Here is a 16,738-nt window from a genome sequence, read left to right on the forward strand (position 1 = left end):
CATGACCTCATCCACCGCGACTTCCGTAGCCATGACCTCCGCCACCGCGCCCCGTACCGGTCTTCTGCTCGGCGTCGACATCGGGACGTCTTCCTCCAAGGGTGTCCTCGTCCGCCCCGACGGGACGCTCGTCGCCCATGCGCAGCGCGAGCACGCGACGTCCACCCCGCGCCCCGGCTGGTTCGAGCACGACGCGGACGGCGTGTGGTGGGCCGAATTCCGAGCGCTGACACGGGAGTTGCTGGCCGAGCTGCCCGCCGGTGAATCGCTCGCCGGGGTCGGCGTCAGCGGCATCGGCCCCTGCCTGCTCCCCGTCGACGAGAAGGGCACGCCGGTCCGCCCGGCCATCCTGTACGGCGTCGACACCCGGGCCGTCGCCGAGATCGCCGAGCAGAACGAGCGCTACGGGCCCGACGACATCATCCGCCGCTGCGGTTCGCCTCTGACCAGCCAGGCGATCGGCCCCAAGCTCGCCTGGCTCCGCCGCCACGAACCGGCGGCCTACCGCAGCACCCGCCGCTGGTACATGGCGAGTTCGTACCTCGTGCACCGACTCACCGGCCGTTACGTCCTCGACCACCAGTCCGCGAGCCAATGCACACCGCTGTACGACCTGGCCGCCCGCGCCTGGATGGATGACCGCTGCGAGGAGATCGCCCCGGGCCTTCAGTGGCCCGAGCTGGTCTGGCCCTCCGACGTCGTCGGCGCCGTGACCCCGGAGGCCGAGGCCCTCACCGGCCTCCCCGCGGGCACTCCCGTCGTCGCCGGCACGGTCGACGCCTGGGCGGAGGCGGCCGGCGTCGGCGTCGCCGCCCCGGGTGACCTCATGCTCATGTACGGCACGACGATGTTCCTGGTGGGCATCCTGCCGGAGCCGCTGACCAGCCCGCACCTGTGGGGTACGGCGGGCGCGTTCCCGGGCACGTACTGCCTGGCGGCCGGAATGGCGACGTCGGGCGCGGTCACCGGGTGGCTGCGTGACCTCACCGGGACTTCGTACGAGCAACTGACGGCGGAAGCGGGTGAGTTGCCGCCCGGCGCCGAGGGGCTGCTGATGCTGCCGTACTTCGCGGGGGAGCGCACCCCGCTCTTCGACCCCGACGCGCGGGGCCTCGTCCACGGCCTGACGCTGCGGCACGGCCGCGGCCACCTCTACCGGGCCGCGCTTGAGGCCACCGCGTACGGCGTGCGGCACAATCTCGCCGCCATGGCCGATGCGGGCGCCACCGCCGAACGCCTGGTCGCGGTCGGCGGCGGCGCCCGTGCGCTGTGGACCCGGATCGTCTCCGACGTGACCGGACGCGAGCAGCGCCTGCCGCGTCACACCATCGGCGCCGCGTACGGCGACGCGTTCCTGGCGGCGGTCGGGGCCGGGCTCGCCGAGCCCGGCGACATCGCGCACTGGAACCCGACGGTCGAGGTGGTCGCGCCGGACGCCACCACCTCGGCCGTCTACGACCGGCTCTACGGGCTCTATCTGGACCTGTATCCGGCGACCCGCGAGGCCGCGCACGTGCTGGCGCGCCTCAACTGACGCGTGCCGCCTAGCTGTTGGTCCTCACGCGGACGTAGTCGACGACGAGCTGTTGCGGGAAGGTCGTGCTGCCGTCCGGGTCGCCCGGCCAGTAGCCGCCGACCGCGAGATTGAGGATGAGGAAGAAGGGCTTGTCGAAGACCCACTGCTTGCCGCCGAGGTCGGCCGGGGTGCGGGTCTGGTAGACGTTGCCGTCCACGGACCACGTGACCTTGTTCGGTGACCAGTCCACCGCGAAGGTGTGGAACTTGTCCGCGAACGCCTCGCCGCCGGGCAGGGTGTAGCCGGCGCCGATCCCGCCCGAGCCCGAGTAGCCGGGGCCGTGCAGGGTGCCGTGGACCGTGCTCGGTTCGAAGCCGACGTTCTCCATGACGTCGATCTCGCCGCTCTGGGGCCAGCCCACGCTGCCGATGTCGGCGCCGAGCATCCAGAACGCGGGCCACATGCCCTGTCCCCGCGGCACCTTCATCCGGGCCTCGACGTGGCCGTACGTCTGGGTGAACTTGCCCGCGGTGTTCAGGCGGGCGGAGGTGTACTCGCAACGTCCGTACCAGCACTGGTAGTTGCCGGGGTTCTCCTTGCGGGCGGTGATGACCAGGTTGCCCTGGCCGTCGAGGGCGGCGTTGTTGTTGCCCGAGGTGTAGTACTGCCGCTCGTGGTTGTTGACGTTGTCGCCGGTCTCGATCTGCCACTTGCCGCCGTCGACCGCCGAGCCCGCGGGCCCGTTGAAGTCGTCGGTGAAGGTGGCGGCCGCGGCGGCGGACTTTGAGGGGGTTTTGGCGGGGGAGGGGGCCGCCGACGCTCCGGAAGGCAGTCCGGCCAGGGCCGAGGCGCAGCAGGCCAGGGCGACCGTGGAGAGCGCCGCACGGCGGCGCCAAGAGGTGTGCACTGTCATCACATCGCTTCACGTGGGGGTGGCGAGAGGGTGGGGGGTGCGAGGTGCTGGGGGGGCGGAGCCTCAGGGCATGCGCATGACAATCAGGGGCATGCGCATGACAACCAGGCATCGAGAACTGAACGCGGCGAGCGATCAACCCCGACCGCTTTGTTCAGTACTTGATTTAAGGCAGGCTCCCGTATGCCGTCAAGGAGTTGGTGTGTACCAACCTCAGCGGCCCCCGCCGACCGCCCGCGCCAGATACGGCGCCGTCCGGCTGCCCCCGGCCTCCGCCACCACCCCGGGCGGCCCCGAAGCGACCACACGACCGCCCTCGTCGCCGCCGCCCGGACCCAGGTCGACCACCCAGTCAGCCCCTGCCACCACCGCCATGTCGTGCTCGACGACCACCACCGAGTGGCCCGCATCGACCAGGCCGTGCAGCTGGCGCATCAGGACCTCCACGTCGGCCGGGTGGAGTCCGGTCGTCGGCTCGTCCAGGAGGTAGAGCGTGTGCCCGCGCCGGACCCGCTGCAACTCGCTGGCCAGCTTGATGCGTTGGGCCTCGCCGCCCGACAGCTCCGTCGCGGGCTGCCCCAGGCGCAGATAGCCGAGGCCCACGTCGAGCAGGGTCCGCAGGCTGCGGGCCACGGCCGGGGTGTCCGCGAAGAACTCCGCCGCCGTCTCCACCGTCAGGTCGAGCACCTCGGCGATGTTCCGCCCCTGGTACGTCACTTCGAGGGTCTCGGGGTTGTAGCGCGCGCCTCCGCAGTCGGGGCAGGGCGCGTACGTACTGGGCAGGAAGAGCAGCTCCACGCTCACGAAACCCTCGCCCTGGCAGGTCTCGCACCGCCCGCCCGCGACGTTGAACGAGAAGCGCCCCACCCCGTAACCGCGTGTCCGTGCCGCGTCCGTGGCCGCGAAGGCCTTCCGTACGACGTCGAAGAGGCCTGTGTAGGTGGCCAGGTTCGAGCGGGGCGTGCGGCCGATCGGCTTCTGGTCGACGCACACCAGACGCCCCACGCCCTCAAGGTCCTCGGTGACCTCGCCGATGAGCGTGGACTTGCCGGAACCGGAGACGCCGGTGACCGCGGAGAAGGCGCCGAGCGGGAACTCGGCCGTCACGTCGCGCAGGTTGTGCCGGCTGACGGGGCCGACCTTCAGCCAGCCGCGCGGGCCGCGCACCTCGCGTGCGGGAGCGGGCTCTCGGTCGAAGAGGAACCGGGCCGTAGCGGACTCGGCGATGCCCTCCAGGTCTGCCACCGGGCCGCTGTGCAGCACCTGCCCACCGTGCTCACCCGCCTCCGGCCCCACGTCGACGAGCCAGTCGGCGTGGCGCATGACATCGAGATGGTGCTCCACGACGAAGACCGAGTTCCCCGATGCCTTGAGCCGGTCGAGGACGGTGAGCAGGGACTCCGTGTCCGCCGGGTGCAGACCGGCCGACGGTTCGTCCAGGACGTACACGACTCCGAAGAGACCGGAGCGCAACTGGGTTGCCAGACGCAGCCGTTGGAGCTCGCCGGTGGACAGGGTCGGCGTGGCGCGGTCCGGGCTCAGATAGCCGAGACCGAGCTCGGTGATCGTGGCGATGCGGGCAAGGAGGTCGGCGGCAAGGACTTGGGCCGCCTCCGAACCCGCCGCGCTCTCCAGGGACTTGGCGAGCTCCGACAGGGGCAGCGCGGCGAGATCGGCGATCGTACGGCCCGCGAAGGTGACCGCCATCGCCTCCGGGCGCAGCCTGCTGCCGCCGCACGCCGGGCAGTCGGCGCTCGCCAGGAACCGCTCGGCCTTGGTACGCAGGGTCTGGCTCTTGGAGTCCGAGAACGTCTTCATCACATAGCGCCGTGCGCTCATGTACGTGCCCTGGTACGGGCGTTGGATGCGGCCCGCGTCCCGCACCGGGTGCACCGTCACCACCGGCTGCTCGTCCGTGAACAGGATCCAGTCCCGGTCCGCCTGCGGCAGCTCGCGCCAGGGCCTGTCGACGTCGTGGCCCAGGGCGTCGAGCACGTCGCGGAGGTTCTTGCCCTGCCAGGCGCCGGGCCAGGCCGCGATGGCGCCCTCGCGGATGGAGAGGGAGGGATCGGGGACCAGGAGCTCTTCGGTCGTGCGGTGTACGCGGCCGAGGCCGTGGCACTCCGGGCAGGCTCCGGCGGCCGTGTTCGGCGAGAAGGCGTCCGAGTCGAGCCGCTCGGCGCCCTCGGGGTAGGTGCCGGCGCGGGAGAAGAGCATGCGCAGGGAGTTGGAGAGGTTCGTGACGGTGCCAACCGAGGAGCGCGACGTGGGCGCCGAGCGGCGCTGCTGGAGCGAGACCGCAGGGGGAAGGCCGGTGATCTCCCCGACCTTGGGCGCCCCCACCTGGTGGATCAGCCGTCTGGCGTACGGGGCGACGGACTCGAAGTAGCGGCGCTGAGCCTCCGCGTAGACCGTCCCGAAGGCGAGCGACGACTTCCCCGAGCCCGATACCCCGGTGAAGACCGCGAGGACGTCACGCGGGATGTCCACGTCGACGTTCCGGAGGTTGTGCTCGCGGGCACCCCGGACGCGTACGAACGGATCGTGGGGGCTGTGCATGGGGACTCCGTACGCGGCTCGGGGGCAAACCCCACGATTCTAGGTCCCGGCCAGACCCGCGACCCGGGCCAGGCGCCGGAAGGAGTCGAGCAGGCCCTCACGATCGTACGTACTGGTCGTGACCAGCACTTCCTGGGCGCCGCTCTCCTTGATCAGCGTCTCAAGATCGTCGGCCACCTGCTCCTCCGTGCCGTGGATGTGACCGGCGAGCCCCGATTCGTAGAAGCCGCGCTCCTTCTCGGTCATCCGCATCTCCGGTGACTCGATGCGCTCGGCCGGGGGCAGGGGCGGGAACGTGCCGTGGGTCCGGGAGTACGCCATCGACCAGGCTTCCGGTATCAGCAGGCGGCGGGCCTCCTCGGGCGTCTCGGCGACGGCGATCGTGCCCGAGACGACCACGTACGGCTCACTCGACCAGACGGAGGGCCGGAAGGACGTGCGGTAGTGCTCGATGCCGCGGAGCATCTTCTCGCGGCTCTTGATGTCGCCGATGACCATCGGGAGCCCGGCCCGCGCCGCGATGGTGGCGCCCTCGCCGATGGCCAGGACGAACGGCGGGACGGTCATGCCTTCGGAGGGACGGGCGTGCGCTCCGGTCTCCGACGTGCCGCGGAACCAGCCGAGGAGCTCGGTGAGCTGCGTCGCGAAGTCGTCGGCGTCGTGCTTGTCCCGGCCGAGGGCCTTGCGCACCCCGTCGGTGAACCCCACCGAGCGCCCGAGCCCCATGTCGATGCGCCCGGGGAAGAGAGCTTCGAGAACCCCGAACTGCTCGGCGACGACCAGGGGTTGGTGGTTCGGCAGCATCACGCCGCCCGTGCCGACCCGGATCGTGCGCGTCGCGGCGGCCACGGCGGCGGCGAGGACGGTCGGCGCGGAGCCCGCGACGCCAGGCACCGCGTGGTGTTCCGACACCCACAGACGGTGGTATCCGAGTCCTTCGAGCTCCTGGGCCAGGCGCACGGTGTCGCGCAGGGCCTCGGGTCCTTCGTGCCCCTCGCGGGTGCGGGAGCGGTCGAGGACGGAGAACCGGGTCGCTTCCACGCGAGATCCCTTCGCCGGGTGGGGATCGCGTTCTGATCTCCTCTGTGCTCTCCATGATCCGTCACGTGCGGGCGGCGGGCAAAGTGATTTCGGTCGCCGCGAAGGCCGGAGCCTGCTACTCCTCGGGCAGCCTCTGTCGCAGCCCCTGCACCCGGGCCACGAGGGCGGAATGCGTCTCTGTCCACTCGGCGGCCGGCACCAAGGCGGTCAGGAGCTCTCGGGCCGGCGGGGCGAGGCGGTACGTCGTGGCGTACGGGAAGCCCGTCGTCCGCTCGCGTTCGATGAGTTCTCCCTGGGCGAGGCGCTGCAGAGTCCGGCTCAGCATGCCTTCCTGGAGGTAATGGTGCGCATTTCCGGGCCAGTTGCTGACGGGGGTCTGCGCGCGAACCGTATTCAACAGTTCTGTGTACCGCAGTGGTCCGTCATTCAGGGCCACCAGGACATCCCAATGCCATTCACCGTTCAATAAGTGGAAAAAGTCGTGGATTCGCTGGAGGTATCGCCCGCCGGTCGGTGGCATTCCCGCATGGACCGGGCGGCTTGTTTTTGATTTCAACTTACGTGCTCTCACGGATAGTTGATCATTCCTTCGCTCGGCCCGGTCCGGGTCTTTCGCCATATGGAATAGGGACATACAAAGGGTTGTGCGCAGCGATTGCAAGATGCACAGTGTGCACTGCCCACAAGTTGCGGTAAGTGCCGGAAGAGGGGAGGTGTTTGTGGCTCGCGAACGATCCGGCCGGACCGTCGCGCACCTGGTTCTCGCCACCCGGCTGAAAACTCTGCGTGAATCGGCCGGGCTGAGTTTCCAGCAGGCCGCCGAGGCTCTCGGCGCCCATCCGGCGACCGTCCGCCGTATCGAGCAGGCCCAGACATCTCTGGACGCCGGTCAGGTCTCCACGCTCCTGTCGGTGTACGGGGCAGGTGCGGCGGAGACCGAGGAATTCCTCGGGAAGCTTTCGGCCGCCAACCGCCCCGGGTGGTGGCATCCGTGGCGTGCCGTCATGGATGCCTGGCAGCTGGACCTGATGAGCGTGGAATCAGCGGCCAGCATCATCCGCACCTGGCACCCGGCGCTCGTCCCCGCCCTGCTGCGCACCCCGGACTACTCCCGTGCCGTCGACGACGTCCTGCGCCCTGACCTGTCCCCCGCGGACAAGGACCGCCGGACGGAGTTCCTGATGGAGCGTCAAGGCCGGTTGCGTGCGCAGCAGACACGCGTCTGGGCCCTGATGTCGGCCGCCGCTCTCCATACGCGGGTAGGGGGCGCGGAGGTCATGGCCGGGCAGAAGAAATCGCTCGGATCCGCCGCGGAGCGACCCGAGGTGACCTTGCAGATCCACCCCCTTGACGGGCCGGCGCACGCCCTGACGGGCAAGGCCCCGCTGACCGTGTACCGCGTCGAGGTGCCGGAGATCTCCGACCATGTGGTCCGGGAGGGGGGCCTGCCCGGCACGGCCGACGTCTGGGACGCGCACGAGACCGTGACGGCCCACCTCATGCTCCTTGACTACTCCTGCACCGCCGCGCCCCACCCCCACAAGTCGAAAGAGGAACTGGCGTGACCGAACCGACGAAACTGCCCCCGGAGATAGACACATCCGTCGCGCACAGCGCGCGTGTCTGGAACTACTGGCTGGGCGGCAAGGACAACTTCCCCGCAGATCAGCAGGCCGGCGACGCCTACCGCGACAAGTACCCCTTGATCGAGCAATTCGCCCGTGAGTCACGGGACTTCCTGCGGCGCACCGTCAGCCATCTGGCACGGGACGCCAAGATCCGGCAGTTCCTCGACCTGGGCGCCGGATTACCGACTGCCAACAACACCCATGAGGTCGCCCAGCGCATCGCCCCGGAATCCCGGGTGGTCTACGTGGACCACGACCCGCTCGTCCTGCTGCATGTGCACGCGATGCGTACGAGTACCCCTGAGGGCGCCACCGCCTATGTGCTCGCGGACATGCGCGACACGGACGCGGTCCTGCGGGGCGCTGCCGAGACGCTGGACATGACCCAGCCCGTCGCCCTGGTGATCAACGACGTCCTTGGCCACATCGTCGACTGGGACGACGCCCTTTCTCTCGTGCGCCGCCTGGTGGAGAAACTTCCCTCGGGGAGCCATCTGGCCCTGAGCCACTCCACCGCGTCGGACGAGGAACACCGCAAGGTCCAGGAGGAATACAACAACTCCGGCGCGATTCCCTACATCTTCCGCGAGCCGGAGGTGACGATCGCGTTCTTCGAGGGCCTTGAACTCGTCGAGCCCGGCTTCGTCTCCTGGCCCAACTGGCGGCCCGACGCCAATACGGACCGCACCACCGAGCGGGCGGGCTGGGGCGCCGTCGCACGGATTCCGTGACGGAGAGCAGTGCGGGCCGCGCGCAGGACCGCGCGCGGCCCGCGCCCGCCTCTCCCGCCGAGGACACCCCCTACAGGGTGGCGCGACGGCTCACGCATGCGGCGGGCCGCTCCGGCGCCGAGCTGATCGCCGAGGCCGCCACCCTGGCCGACGGCTGGGCCGTGCTGGTGAACCCCGTGACCGGTGCCGTCCACAGCCACCCGCACACCGCCGGGCCCGCGGCGGTGCGCGCCGCCGCGCACCCCCGGGCCCATCCGCACCTGACCGTCCAGCAGGTGGCCGACACCGTCCTCGTCCTGGGCCATGGCGAAGCGACGCCCGCACCGCACGCCGTCCTGATCGCGCAGATCACCGCGGACCTGCTGCTGGTGCGGGCCCGGCAGGCGGACGAGACGCGAGGCGCCGAGCAGCGGCTGCACAGCGCCGCGCTGCACCTGCTCCTGAGCGGCCGGCACCGTCTGGCGGCCGACGTGCTCGGAGGCAGCCCCGCCACGCACGCCACGGTGTACCGGCTCACCGGGAGCAACGCACCCACCGCCCACCAGGCCCTGTGGCGAGCGGCGCGGCCCGGCGCGTCCCTCGGCGACACCCGCATGCTGGTCAGTCTGGACGCGAAGGAACTGGCGGTGGTCGACCTCCATGGCGCCCGCTACGACCAGAGCGCCACGGTCGCACTCCTGGCCCGGATCGCCGAGCGCTACCAGCTGGCCGGAGGCGCGGCGGACCCCGCGCCCCTGGACATGCTCCCCACGGCGTGGGCCGAGGCCGGAGCCGTGCGGCAGAGCGCGCCCGCCGGACGCCTCGTGCCCCCGGCCGGCCTCGGGGCGCACGGGCTGCTCCGGGTCCTGCCCAGCGACCGGCTCGCGGCATGGTCCGCGGCCGTCCTCAAGACCTTGGACCGTGAGCAGCGCCGGACGCTGGAGGCCTGGCTGCGGTCGGGCTCGGCCCAGGCGGCGGCGCCGGCCCTGGACGTGTCCGAGGGCACGGTCCGCTCACGCCTGCGCGGCGTCAGCGCTCTGCTCGCGGCCGACCTCGACAACCCCACCGTCCAGGCGCAACTGCTGCTGGCCCTGCGTGCCCCGGCAACACCGCAGCCGACACCCTCGTACGTACGCCTTCCCGCCTCGCCGCTGCCCCCTGACCTGCTCGGCTCCGGTCAGGCCGAGCGCTGGGCGTCCGCCCTGCTCGCGCCGTTGGACACGCGACTGCGCACCGCACTCGGGTGCTGGCTCAGGCAGCGCGGCAGGACCGCTCCCGCCGCCGCCGAGCTGGGACTGCACCGGACCACCCTCACCGCCTGGCTGACCAAGTGCGAAGAGATCCTGGGCCTGGACCTGTCGTCCGCGACCGTCAGGGCGGAGTTGCACCTGGCCGCCGAAACCATCGCGCCTCCTGGCGACGCCGCCACCGCGCTGCCACGCCGCGGGGGCAGAACCTATCGGGGGCCGCGGCGATAGTTCAGGGCCCCGGGTGGGCCGCCACGGGGATTGCCTACGCTGGGCGCGTGACGGACGACAGCAGGCCACTCGCCGTATTCGACCTGGACAACACCCTCGCGGACACCGCGCACCGCCAGTGCTTCCTGGAGCGCAAGCCGCGGGACTGGGCGGCCTTCTTCGCGGCGGCCCCGGACGACCCGCCGCTGGAGCGTGGCGTGGCACTCGCCCTGGAGAGCGCCGGGGAGTGCGAGGTCGTCTACCTCACGGGCAGGCCCGAGCGCTGCCGCAAGGACACCGTGGCGTGGCTTGCGGCCCAAGGGCTTCCGGACGGGCGCATCTGGATGCGCCGCAACGACGACCGGCGGCCCGCCCGCCGCACCAAGCTGGAGATCCTGCGGAAGATCTCCCGGTCCCGCGAGGTCCGCATGCTGGTGGACGACGACGAGCTGGTGTGCGACGAGGCCGAGCGGGCGGGCTTCAAGGTCGTACGGGCGCGCTGGGTGAGCACGTCCACCGCGCTGAAGGACGCTCAGGAGCGTGAAGGGCGGACGTGAGAGGTCAGGCGCTGTCGCCGTCCTCAAGGCGGAACCCGACCTTCAGGCCCACCTGGTAGTGCTCGATCTCGCCGTTCTCGATGTGGCCGCGCACCTGGGTGACCTCGAACCAGTCCAGCGAGCGCAACGTCTGCGAGGCGCGGGCGATGCCGTTGCGGATGGCCTGGTCGACTCCCTCGTGCGAGGTGCCGACGATCTCGGTGACCCGATAGGTGTGGTCGGACATGAGGGTGTTCCTCTCCGCCGTGTGGTGACCTCACAGCTGTGGGGTGACGTCACTCCACCGTGCCCCACCGCGCGGCGGTGCGCGAGGTGGTGAGCGAGGGGCGCCCGGCAATCTCCGATTCCGGTGCCCGTTACCCCCTTGACCGACCCATTGGTACAGACCAAAATCCAGCCATACCCGTTCGAGCCGCCAGCTCACCCCCCGCGTCGGGCCGCCCCTCCCTGTCCGCAGGCAGAAAGTGACCCACGTGAAACCGCGCCGCCGCGTCGCCATGTCCCTGTCCCTCGCCCTCGCCGTCACCGCGCTGCTCCCCGGATGCGGCGTCCTGCCGGGCGGGGAAGAGGAGAAGCGGACCGTCACCGTGTGGCTCATGCGGGGCAGCGCGTCGGCGGAGTTCATCAAGCGGTTCACCACGGACTTCGAGAAGCGGAACGGCGACATCGACCTGGAGATACGCCTCCAGGAATGGACCGGCATCGGCGGCAAGGTCAAGGCCGCGCTCAAGTCCGATGACGGGCCCGACGTCATCGAGGTCGGCAACACCCAGGTCGCTCAGTACGTCGACGAGGGCGGGCTCTACGACCTCACCCTGGAGTCCGCGCGCGACCTCGGCATGAAGGACTGGCTGCCGGGCCTGGCCGAGCCGGGGCGCTACAACGGCAGCCAGTACGGCATCCCTTGGTACGCCGCCAACCGCGTCGTCATCTACAACAAGGACCTCTTCGCCCAGGCAGGCATCGAGCAGCCGCCGAAGACGCGCGCGCAGTGGATCGCCGACACGCAACGGCTCAACTCCGGCGGCCGGCAGGGGATTTATCTGGCGGGCCAGGACTGGTACACCCTGGCCGGCTTCATCTGGGACGAGGGCGGCGACCTCGCCAAGGAGGCCAAGGGGTCGCGAGGCGTGTGGGAGGGCAGCCTGCACACGCCGGCGGCGCTGCGGGGCATGGAGTTCTACCGGCAGCTGCAGGCGTTGGGCCAGGGCCCCCGCGACGCGGACGAGGAGCATCCGCCGCAGGCCGGGGTGTTCGCCGAGGGGGACGTGGCGCAGATCGTCGCCGTGCCCGGCACCGCGCGGGCCATCGAGGAGGAGAACCCCGAACTGAAGGGAAAACTCGGCTACTTCCCGATCCCGGGCAAGGCGGCGGCCAAGCCGGGAGCCGTCTTCACCGGCGGATCCGACCTCGTGGTGCGCGGGAAGACGGAGGACCGCGCGGGCGCGGTCGCCGTGATCGAGGCACTCGCGGGCAAAAAGTGGCAGACGGACCTGGCCCGGACCATGAACTACGTGCCGAACAAGACGACTCTCGCCTCCGCCGTCTCCGGCGAGGAGGGTGTCGCCGCGATGGCCGCGGGCGCCGCGCGTGGCCGGGCGACACCCGCCTCACCGAAGTGGGCGGCGGTGGAGGCGGACAACCCCATCAAGGCGTACATGTCCAAGGTCCTCACCGGGGGTGACCCGGCGACGGAGGCGAAGGCGGCCTCGCGCCGGATCACCCGGGAGCTGGACGTCAGCGGGCCGTGAGGGTCACAGGCCCCCTGGGCCGGGCCCTACCCCGCCACACTCAGCGACAGCGCAAAACGTGCCCTCTCGTCCGTCCACCAGTGGGTCAGCTTCAGGTCGGCCGCAGCCAGCTCGGCCCGTACTCCCTCCTCCCGGAACTTCGCCGAGATCTCGGTGCGCATCTCCTCGTGCCGGTCGAAGTCGACCGCCAGGTCGAGGGCCGGGATCTTCACCGTCTGGGTCACCAGGGAGCGCAGGCGCATCTCGATCCACTCGTTCTCGCGGTCCCAGACGGCCACGTGCGAGAACGCGTCGGGGTCGAAGTCCGCGCCGAGCTCGCGGTTGATCACGGCCATGACGTTCTTGTTGAAGGAGGCCGTGACGCCCGACCCGTCGTCGTACGCCGAGACGAGCACCGACTCCTCCTTCACCAGGTCCGTGCCGAGCAGCAGCGCGTCACCGGGAGAGAGCAGGGTGCGCACCGACGCCAGGAACGCCGAGCGCTCCGCGGGCAGCAGGTTGCCGATCGTGCCGCCCAGGAAGGCGACGAGCCGCGGGCCCGGTGTGCCCGGCAGGGCGAGACCGCGGGTGAAGTCGGCGATCAGGGCGTGCACGTTGAGGGAGGGGCGCGAGGCGATCAGGGTGTTCGCGGCGCCGGTGAGCGCGCTCTCGCTCACGTCCACGGGGACGTACGTGTGCAGGTCCGCGAGCGCGTCGATCAGGTGGCGGGTCTTCTCCGAAGAGCCCGAGCCCAGCTCGATCAGGGTGCGCGCGCCCGTCGCCTCGGCGATCTCCGTGGCGCGGGTCTGCAGGATCTCGCGCTCGGCGCGCGTCGGGTAGTACTCGGGCAGCGTGGTGATCTCGTCGAAGAGCGCGCTGCCCCGCGCGTCGTAGAACCACTTGGGCGGCAGCGTCTTGGGCATGCGCGTGAGGCCGTGCAGGACGTCGGCGCGCAGCGCGGCGTCGGTGGCGTCCACGGGCAGGGTGCGGGTCAGCTGGAACGGGCTCACGCGGTGGGCTCCTTGAGCGGGGTCAGCAGGACATCGGTACGGCTGGCGGCGAGCAGCGTGCGGTCGGGCACCTGGCGCCAGTGCGGATCGTCGTCGTAGGGCTCGGAGGCCACGACGGTGCGGCGGCCCGGTTCGGAGAGATACCAGAGGGTGTCGCCCCAGGCGGTCGCGGCGATCGTCTCGCCGTTGGTGAGCAGCAGGTTGAGGCGTGAGCCGGGGGCCGCCTCGGCGACCTCGACCACGGTGTCGGCGAGGGCCTGGCCCTCGTCGTCGCCGCTGCGCAGCCGGTGCAGGACGAGCGCCCACACCAGCGCGGAGTCGCAGCGCGCCTCCATGGAGAGGAGGTCCGCGGGCGGCAGGAGGCGGGACACCTGGGCCAGCGAGTGGGGCCAGCCCGTGACCGCGCCGTTGTGGCTGAACAGCCAGGTCCCGGCCGCGAACGGCGCCGCCGCGGCCTCACCGTCCGCGCCCGCCTCGGTCGCGTCGCGCACCGCGGCGAGCACGGCACCGGACCGGACGACCCGGGCGAGGTCGGCGAAGGACTGGTCGCCCCAGATCGGCCCGGAGCGGCGGTAGCGCGCGGGCACCGGGTCGCCGTCGGCGTACCAGCCCACCCCGAAGCCATCGGCGTTGACGGTGCCGTAACGCTGGTGCCGTGGCGCCCATGACTGGCGCAGCAGGCTGTGCAAGGGGTCCACGAGGAGCTTGCCGAGGGGCTCCTCGGGGCCCAGGAACGCCAGGTGACGGCACATCAGACGGCCTCCGTCGGACCCGCGTCGCGCACGGTGCGGAACCCGGAGAAGATCTGCCGCCGGATCGGATGGTCCCAGTTGCGGAACGTGCCACGGCACGCCACCTCGTCCACGGAGAACGCCCCGCCGCGCAGCACCTTGTAGTCGCCACCGAAGAAGACGTCCGAGTACTCGCGGTACGGGAAGGGGGCGAACCCCGGATAGGGCAGGAAGTCGCTCGACGTCCACTCCCACACGTCGCCGATCAACTGGCGTACCCCGAGCGGCGATTCACCGGCCGGATAGCTGCCTGCGGGGGCCGGGCGGAGATGGCGCTGCCCCAGGTTCGCGCGCTCGGGTGTGGGATCCGCGTCGCCCCACGGGTAGCGCATCGAGCGGTCGGTCGCCGGGTCGTGCCGGGTGGCCTTCTCCCACTCCTCCTCACTGGGCAGCCGTCGGCCCGCCCACCGGGCGTACGCGTCAGCCTCGTACCAACTGACGTGCAGCACCGGCTCGTCGGGCGGTACCGCCTCGACCGTCCCGAAGTGGCGGCGCAGCCACTGGCCGCCCTCTCGGCGCCAGAACAGCGGCGCCGAGAGGCCGTTGCCGCGGACCATGTCCCAGCCCGCGGGGGCCCACCACCGCTGCTCCTCATAGCCGCCGTCGGCGATGAAGCGCTGGTAGTCGGCGTTGGTCACCGGCGTCGTGTCGATGAAGAACGGCGGGACCAGACGGTGGTGGGCCGGACGTTCGTTGTCCAGCGCCCAGGGCTCGGTGGAGGTGCCCATCGTGAACGGGCCGCCCGGCACGAGGACTTCGGCAGGGCCCTTGAACGGCGGCGCGGGAGCGGGGTCCGGCGCCGTCAGCGCCGTGGGGCCCGTGCGCAGCTGATGGGTGATCAGCATCGTCTCGTCGTGCTGCTGTTCATGCTGCGCGATCATGCCGAACGCGAAGCCCGCGTCGGTCAGCGGCGACCCGCGGAAGGGCGTGCTCTCCAGGACGTCGAGCGCGCGTCCGCGCACCTCGGCCGCGTAGCGGCGGGCCTCGGCGGGCGCGAGCAGCGGCAGGCTCGGCCGCTCGGACCGGGGGTGCTCGAAGGCGTCGTACAGGCCGTCGATCTCGGGTCGCATGGCGTCACGGCCCGCCACCGCCCGCAGCAGCCACATCTCCTCCTGGTTGCCGATGTGCGCCAGGTCCCAGACCAGTGGCGACATCAACGGCGAGTGCTGTGCGGTCAGTTCCGGTTCCTCGACGCACGTGGTGAGGAGCGAGGTGCGGTCCCTGGCGGCGAGGAGCGCGGCCAGGGCGCGCTGCCGGAGCGCATCGGGGTCGCTGACGGTTCCGGTCATCGGAGGATGCCCTTCTCGTGCTCGTGGTCGTAGTGGTGGCCGTCCAGGTGTCTGTCGAGCAGGTCGTCCGCCGGGCAGCGGCCCCGCGCGACATACCGCTCGGCGTACGCGGCGACGGCTTCCCGCACCTCGGCGCTCGCGCCCATCCGGGGCAGCGCGTCGGCAGCCGCCGCGAAACACGCGGTCGCGGCCTCGCGCAGCTCCGCGTCGGCGAGCCCGTGCCGCGCCGCGTCCAGCCACAGCGGGCTGCGCGGCGCCGCGGGGGCGCCCGGCGGGCATGCGCGCTCGGCCAGGGGCTTCACGGTGCGGTAGGCGGTCTCGGCGGCCTGCGGGTCGTCGAACAGCGCGCTCGTCACCGCGAGCGGCACGATCCAGCCGCTGTGGCCCGGCTGGGCGTCGACCATCCGCAGCTCCAGGTGGCCGCGCGGGCGTACGGGCGGGAAGAGGGTGGTCAGGTGGTAGTCGAGATCGTCGCGGGTCGGCGGGCGCGGCCCGCCCGAGCGGGCCCAGGTGCGGAAGGTGAGCCCCTCCGGGACGGTCCAGGGCCCGTCCTGACCGTCGTCATCGCCGCCCTCGCCTGTGAGGTCTCTGATGAACATCACCGGTGCGTCCAGCGCGTGCCGCGTCCAGGCCGCGCGTGGCTCCGCGTCCATCGAAGGGGCGCCGGACGTGCCCGGATCGATCGACGCCCACACGGCCTGCCGCGTGGAGCGCCAGCCGGTGGAACGCCCGTCCTGGACCGGCGAGTTGGCGAACGCCGCGACCAGTACGGGGCCAAGGAGATGCGCGAGCCGCCAGCGCCGTCCGTAGCCGAGCGGACCCGGCTCCTCGTGCCCCGCGTCCAGGCAGATCTGCACGGATGCCGTGGAGCACATCATGCGGCGGCCGGCCGGGCCCGTGCGGTCGAGATAGCGCTCCATCGCGTCATAGCGCGGCCGGTGCAGGATGCGGGAAGGCGGGCGCCACGGATCGGCACCGAGACCGGTGAGCGTCAGATCCAGGGTGGCAAGTCGATCACGTACGAGGGAGAGATCGGCCGATACGGCGGATACGCACTCCATGAGCGAGGCGGCGGGGAGCGAGCTGAGCTCCAGCTGGCCGCCTGGTTCGACGGTGATCAGAGAGTGCAGGGGCAGGGCCCGCAGTGCGGCGTAGGCCGCTTCGAGGCGGGCGGGGGACACGGGCAGATGAAGTTGGTTCGGCTCGTGGATCAGCCATTCCAGTTCGACACCGGTGACGCGGGGTGGTCCGGTCTTGAAGCAGATGCCGGTGACCAGCGCCTCCGCTTCGGACTCGGATACCGCGGTGCCGTACTTCGCGCGGTACGTCGTACAGTCGCCCTCGGGCATGCAGGGGTCCTCCTGTTCAAGTTCTGCCTGGTCCAGCGGTTGTGGACCACCCGGTCAACTCGATATGGGATGGACCGAGTTGGCAGCGCTCGTCCCACCCAAGACCAGGTCGGCCATTCGCACAAGAGTGCCCCTGAGGTTGAGTCGATGCCAGGGAATTCTGTTGCGGCGGACGACGGGAAGAGCTC

The 16,738-nt window shown here is 71.3% G+C and carries 15 protein-coding genes; 6 read left to right on the top strand and 9 right to left on the bottom strand.

What is annotated here, in order from left to right; genetic code table 11:
- Position 1 precedes the first annotated feature (1 nt).
- The gene (locus E5671_RS39935) at positions 2 to 1,534 is read left to right on the top strand and encodes an FGGY-family carbohydrate kinase (protein WP_443032762.1); all 1,533 of its coding nucleotides are present in this window, start codon (positions 2 to 4) and stop codon (positions 1,532 to 1,534) included.
- Positions 1,535 to 1,544: 10 nt separating this feature from the next.
- On the opposite strand, the gene E5671_RS39940 is transcribed toward E5671_RS39935, so the two are convergent.
- From E5671_RS39940 to E5671_RS39955, 4 genes are all read right to left on the bottom strand, one after another.
- The gene (locus E5671_RS39940; RefSeq protein ID WP_160509103.1) at positions 1,545 to 2,429 is read right to left on the bottom strand and encodes a glycoside hydrolase family 16 protein; all 885 of its coding nucleotides are present in this window, start codon (positions 2,427 to 2,429) and stop codon (positions 1,545 to 1,547) included.
- Positions 2,430 to 2,642: 213 nt separating this feature from the next.
- Positions 2,643 to 4,988 (bottom strand): ATP-binding cassette domain-containing protein, encoded by a 2,346-nt coding sequence (locus E5671_RS39945; protein WP_160509104.1) that lies wholly within the window; start codon positions 4,986 to 4,988, stop codon positions 2,643 to 2,645.
- A gap of 39 nt (positions 4,989 to 5,027) precedes the next feature.
- Positions 5,028 to 6,029: an MsnO8 family LLM class oxidoreductase gene (locus E5671_RS39950; RefSeq protein ID WP_160509105.1), complete on the bottom strand. Its 1,002-nt coding sequence runs from the start codon at positions 6,027 to 6,029 to the stop codon at positions 5,028 to 5,030.
- Positions 6,030 to 6,144: 115 nt separating this feature from the next.
- On the bottom strand, positions 6,145 to 6,354 hold the full coding sequence (locus E5671_RS39955) for a winged helix-turn-helix transcriptional regulator (RefSeq protein ID WP_160509106.1): 210 nt from the start codon (positions 6,352 to 6,354) through the stop codon (positions 6,145 to 6,147).
- A gap of 394 nt (positions 6,355 to 6,748) precedes the next feature.
- On the opposite strand from E5671_RS39955, the gene E5671_RS39960 reads away from it, so the two are divergent.
- Genes E5671_RS39960 through E5671_RS39975 form a run of 4 tightly spaced genes read left to right on the top strand, consistent with a single transcriptional unit; the run spans position 6,749 to position 10,381 of the window.
- Complete coding sequence (locus E5671_RS39960; RefSeq protein WP_160509107.1) at positions 6,749 to 7,594, top strand: Scr1 family TA system antitoxin-like transcriptional regulator; 846 nt, start codon at positions 6,749 to 6,751, stop codon at positions 7,592 to 7,594.
- Positions 7,591 to 8,388, top strand: coding sequence for an SAM-dependent methyltransferase (locus tag E5671_RS39965; RefSeq protein WP_160509108.1), 798 nt, complete (start codon positions 7,591 to 7,593; stop codon positions 8,386 to 8,388). The genes E5671_RS39960 and E5671_RS39965 overlap by 4 nt, the downstream gene beginning before the upstream one ends.
- Positions 8,385 to 9,845, top strand: a complete 1,461-nt coding sequence (locus E5671_RS39970; RefSeq protein WP_160509109.1) for a helix-turn-helix domain-containing protein — start codon at positions 8,385 to 8,387, stop codon at positions 9,843 to 9,845. The genes E5671_RS39965 and E5671_RS39970 overlap by 4 nt, the downstream gene beginning before the upstream one ends.
- Before the next feature lie 47 nt (positions 9,846 to 9,892).
- Positions 9,893 to 10,381 carry a phosphatase domain-containing protein gene (locus E5671_RS39975; protein WP_160509110.1) on the top strand — a complete coding sequence of 163 codons (489 nt, stop codon included), beginning with the start codon at positions 9,893 to 9,895 and terminating at the stop codon, positions 10,379 to 10,381.
- 4 nt (positions 10,382 to 10,385) lie between these two features.
- On the opposite strand, the gene E5671_RS39980 is transcribed toward E5671_RS39975, so the two are convergent.
- On the bottom strand, positions 10,386 to 10,607 hold the full coding sequence (locus tag E5671_RS39980; protein WP_160509111.1) for a dodecin: 222 nt from the start codon (positions 10,605 to 10,607) through the stop codon (positions 10,386 to 10,388).
- Between the two features lie 271 nt (positions 10,608 to 10,878).
- On the opposite strand from E5671_RS39980, the gene E5671_RS39985 reads away from it, so the two are divergent.
- Entirely contained in the window at positions 10,879 to 12,132 is a 1,254-nt protein-coding gene (locus tag E5671_RS39985) for an extracellular solute-binding protein (RefSeq protein ID WP_160510721.1), read from the top strand.
- A gap of 26 nt (positions 12,133 to 12,158) precedes the next feature.
- Here the strand turns inward: E5671_RS39985 and egtD are convergent, their stop codons facing one another.
- The 4 genes from egtD to egtA are packed head-to-tail and all read right to left on the bottom strand — an operon-like array spanning position 12,159 to position 16,550.
- A complete protein-coding gene (egtD, locus tag E5671_RS39990) occupies positions 12,159 to 13,121 on the bottom strand; it encodes an L-histidine N(alpha)-methyltransferase (protein WP_160509112.1) in 963 nt (320 codons plus the stop codon).
- Positions 13,118 to 13,873 carry an ergothioneine biosynthesis protein EgtC gene (gene egtC, locus E5671_RS39995; RefSeq protein ID WP_160509113.1) on the bottom strand — a complete coding sequence of 252 codons (756 nt, stop codon included), beginning with the start codon at positions 13,871 to 13,873 and terminating at the stop codon, positions 13,118 to 13,120. The genes egtD and egtC overlap by 4 nt, the downstream gene beginning before the upstream one ends.
- Positions 13,873 to 15,201, bottom strand: coding sequence for an ergothioneine biosynthesis protein EgtB (gene egtB, locus E5671_RS40000; RefSeq protein WP_160509114.1), 1,329 nt, complete (start codon positions 15,199 to 15,201; stop codon positions 13,873 to 13,875). The genes egtC and egtB overlap by 1 nt, the downstream gene beginning before the upstream one ends.
- Positions 15,198 to 16,550, bottom strand: a complete 1,353-nt coding sequence (egtA, locus tag E5671_RS40005; RefSeq protein WP_160509115.1) for an ergothioneine biosynthesis glutamate--cysteine ligase EgtA — start codon at positions 16,548 to 16,550, stop codon at positions 15,198 to 15,200. Before egtA ends, egtB begins: the two co-directional genes overlap by 4 nt.
- Positions 16,551 to 16,738 lie beyond the last annotated feature (188 nt).

The sequence above is a fragment of the Streptomyces sp. BA2 genome (assembly GCF_009769735.1).
GTDB lineage: Bacteria > Actinomycetota > Actinomycetes > Streptomycetales > Streptomycetaceae > Streptomyces.